Annotated in this window: 2 protein-coding genes and 1 pseudogene; 1 reads left to right on the top strand and 2 read right to left on the bottom strand. The window is 43.2% G+C overall.

Annotation, left to right across the window (positions count from 1 at the left end; all coding sequences use genetic code 11):
- Window positions 1-712: 712 nt before the first annotated feature.
- Entirely contained in the window at window positions 713-1,801 is a 1,089-nt protein-coding gene (locus LC574_RS29030; protein ID WP_229457094.1) for a glycosyltransferase family 4 protein, read from the bottom strand.
- Window positions 1,802-2,208: 407 nt separating this feature from the next.
- Here LC574_RS29030 and LC574_RS29025 point away from each other — a divergent pair, with 407 nt between their 5' ends.
- Window positions 2,209-3,753 (top strand): NAD(P)/FAD-dependent oxidoreductase, encoded by a 1,545-nt coding sequence (locus LC574_RS29025; protein ID WP_229457093.1) that lies wholly within the window; start codon window positions 2,209-2,211, stop codon window positions 3,751-3,753.
- Between the two features lie 82 nt (window positions 3,754-3,835).
- Here the strand turns inward: LC574_RS29025 and LC574_RS29020 are convergent.
- Window positions 3,836-4,235: pseudogene (locus LC574_RS29020) on the bottom strand (response regulator transcription factor); the annotation flags it as partial.

Raw genomic sequence — 4,235 nt, 5'->3', positions numbered from 1 at the left:
GCTAAAGTCTACTGAAGTAGACTAAAAATTTTTCGGATTATTTAGTCATCTTTAGATGACTTAAGCTATTAGCAAGGAACTTCAGTTCCTTGCGAGACATGGCTTTTACGTTAAGTTGACACGTATGGGGGGCTTAAGACCCCTACATCTATATGTAGCAGCAGTTTCAGTCGGGGTTTAAATCCCCGTCTGAAATGTCTAAAATGTTTGAATACTTCGGCTACGCTCAGTACAAGTTTTGAATACTTCGGCTACGCTCATAGGACTTACGCACTGTACAAATTCATCGTGATGTGCATTAACGATGCTGCCGGAAGTTTTCAGGCTTTTCTTAATTATCCTGCGATCGTCAATAGACCATGCTGTAGGGGCACAGCATTGCTGTGCCCTTACGAAAGATGTGGTTTTTAAACTTCCCCATATATGGTATTTCTTGTCAATGCGTAAGTCCTAGCTCAGTACAAGTTTTGAATTTTGAATTGTTAATACTTCATATTTGAAGTATTGGGAAATACCCGTATTAACCTAAATCATCCCGCATTTATGCAACGCCGAAAGAATAACTGATTAATTAATGCCCCATACTTCGGCTTCGCTCAGTACAAGTGCGCCATGCCCAATTTTTAATAGGATTAATCCTTTCTTGCATCAGAATATGATTGATTTCTTCCTGATTGTGTTAATGACACACAGGGATTTCTCCAACAAGCTGCTAGGCAGGCTGCGAAAACAGCACCCGCTCCCACGAACGAATAACATTGCTCAGTCGGAACTCTTCTTTTGCTTTCACAACTGGCCGTCCACCATTCTTCCACGACCTCAGACGCTCGATGATTGCATTTGTGTCTCTAGCGTCAACCAATTGCTCTGGAGTGAGCAGTTCAGGAGCAGCTCCGATGGGATGAGTCAGCACCGGTGTTCCAACGGCGTTGCTTTCTGCAAATACAAGGCCAAACGTCTCCGGTACTTTGTTGGCTGGATAGAAAACACACAACGCTGACCTCATTTCATGCAGAACTGCGGCGTGTGAAAGGCTCCCGAGAAAAATAACGTTTTCGGTTAACGACTCGTCCAACTTTTCAGCCGGCTGATATGCATATCCAGGGCTTGCGACATGCAACTTTAGGTCGGGAATATGTTGGCGGATCGTCTTGAAGGACTTCAAGACCATATCCAGCCCTTTCCAGGGTGCGCTGACGAAGATAAGTTTCGTCGGATCGTATGCAGCGCTTTCAGGTAAAACATCAATATTTTCAGGAATAGAGTTATAAACATAGTCAAGTCGCACGTGATCGCGAAGGGGGCCGATCAGCCGTGTCTTGTTGAGGCTGTCGCGGATGTTTTCCATATGGGTGCGAGACACTCCAACGTTAACTGCGTCGTAACAAGCATGAAGCAGGAAACGCATCTCAGTTTTCGCACGCCAAGTTAAGCTCGCACGCGAGAAGACTGAGGGGCAGGGAAAGAGCCAATCGTGGCTCCAAACGAATAGCCGAGCGCGTGGGTGATACCACTTCATCAGAGGTAAGTCGCCGACCCTCCTGAGCACGACGACAACATCGACATCCAACGAGGAGTCAGTGGCTTCTTTTTTGGTCAGCCAGTGGATGTTGTGGTCTGTAGACTTTTCGTGTTTGATCCGATTGTGCTGTCCAACGCTGACTCGGTATCGTTTGCTCAATCCCTCGGCAATGCGGATGACCGACCCCTCTGTGCCACCGATCTTGCTCCCTGACACCAGCAGTGACTCACTCGAGTAGGGAAAGTTGCACTCCGAATCATAAAAAAGAACATGTTGCATGACACTGGGGGATTATTGAATCATGTTTCTATGAACAATACTTTACGTGAGACATAATTAATATTAAGATTTGTAAGAATATAGCCATCATGGTGTAATGATAGCTATATAGGAATCGTATTTGATTTTTGAAATTATCTACGTAGGCGGGGAGTGGGGAGTAGGGAGTAGGGAATAAGGAATTAGGCTTTTCGATCTGTACCGAGCTTTTTCATAAATCAAATATTAGTCCTATATTATGTTTAAACTTACTCAAAGCAATCTTTACCTTCTGGTAATTCTGCTAAATGATGAGCAATAATGTCTGGTAGTTCTTTAGGCTCTACCAGAGATGTGGTTTAAATAAATAAAACCTGCTATAAATTAATCTTTGCAGAAATTCTTTGATAATTTATTTAAAAAAGAATATGGAAATCAAACAAATTTGCGTGATTGGGGCTGGAATTAGCGGTCTGGTAACAGCTAAAACTTTTGTTGAAGAAGGCTACAACGTTACTGTATTCGAGAAACAAAAAGGACTTGGTGGTGTTTGGGAAAAATCTCGAAGTTATCCAGGATTAACAACCCAGAGTACGGGTGACACATATAGTTTTTCTGACTATCCCATGCCTGCATCCTACCCAGAGTGGCCGACAGCAGAGGATATGCGGAATTATCTAAATTCATACGCCCAGAATTTTGGAGTTATTGAAAGAATTCGTTTCCAGACGGAAGTTACTAATGTTTCTCGAAAAACTGGAGAACGGCCAGGATGGGTAGTTACCATCACAGTGAAGGAAGGTAATGGGGGTGAGACAAAAGAGGAAAAGCACGAATTTGACTTTGTGCTAGTGTGCAAGGGAATATTTAGTTTCCCTAATTTACCTTCTTTGCCTGGTAGGGAGGAGTTCGCAGCATCTGGAGGACGAGTACTCCATTCTACTGAGTTTAATGATGCTTCAATCATTGAGGGTAAGCGCGTAGTTGTAGTGGGTTTTGGCAAATCTGCCTGCGACATTGCAACTTTGGCGGCAAACATAGCCAAAGAATCCACCCTCGTCTTCCGTCAACCCCTGTGGAAGATTCCTAGATTTTTCCTGGGTTTAGTAAACCTGAAGTATATTTTATTAACTCGCTTTTCAGAAGCTTGGTTCCCCTACCGTCAGATGGGACGGATTGAAAGATTGCTGCACACTCTGGGTAAGCCACTAGTGTGGGCTTTTTGGCGCACTAACGAGATGGTGCTACGCCTCCAATTCGGTCTTGATAGCTGCGGCATGTTACCCGAACAACCGATGAATCAAGCTAACTGTCAAGTTACTATAGCTCCTCCAGATTTCTTCAAGTACGTACACTCTGGTAAAATTCAAGCAATTAAAACCAGCATCGCCAAGTTTATCCCTGATGGTGTGGAATTAGCCAATGGTCAGCAGTTGCAGGCAGATATAGTAATTTTTGGTACAGGATTTAACCAGGAACTTCCCTTTCTCGAAGAAGAATATCGCCAACAGATAATCGATGAAGACGGTAATTTTAACCTTTACCGTTATCTGATTCATCCTAATATTCCACAGATGGGTTTTGTTGGCTATAACAGCAGTTTCTATTGTCAGTTGACATCAGAAGTTAGTGCTTGGTGGCTGCTGGAGTATGTCAAAGGCAACTTGTTATTGCCTTCGCCTTCAGCAATGTATCAAGAAATGGCAGCAGATATGGATTGGATGAAAACTCAATACAATAATGTTGTAGCGAAGGCGACATGCATCTCCTGGTTTTCCTTGCGTTATACTGAGCAACTCATGGAAGATATGGGTGCAAATAATCAGCTTGGTGTCTGGAAGGAAATTTCACAGATTATGATGCCTGTGGATTCATCCCTCTACAACAAACTTCGACAGGAATTAAAGTCGCAAAGATTGAAAAATGTTAATGATTCTCCTAACCAATTAACCGAATCATTAGACATCTGGTGAAATTAAATATGCGTTATCCAGAACCCTTGTAGAGACGTAGCACTGCTACGTCTCTACATTATTGTGAGTTGAAAGCAGGCGGCTAAACTGACTCTACGACAGAAGCACCGAAACGATAGCCTTTGCCGTAGACTGTGTGAATCAGCGTAGTTTCTTTACCTACCTCAATCTTACGACGCAGCAAACGAATTAATGCCGCGATTACATTACTACTGGGTTGTTCTTCCTCTTGCCACAAATTTTGCATAATCTGGGCATGAGTCATTAGTTGTCCAGTGTGTTCCATAAAATATTGCAGCAACTGGCTTTCTTTTTGCGATAACTCAATTATTCGTCCTTGGCGATAGGCTACTTAATTTTCACAATCGAGTTCTAAATCAGCTACGGTTAAACGTCCGCTAGTGGTTTCATAGGTTTGGAAACCGGAACGACGCAATAAAGCCCGGACTCTGGCTAGTAACTCTCGCAGTTCAAAAGGTTTA

Source organism: Nostoc sp. CHAB 5715 (genome assembly GCF_020829685.1).
Classification (GTDB): Bacteria; Cyanobacteriota; Cyanobacteriia; order Cyanobacteriales; family Nostocaceae; genus Nostoc.
The sequence above is the reverse complement of the archived record's forward strand: the minus strand, read 5'-3'. Positions and strand labels throughout refer to the sequence as shown.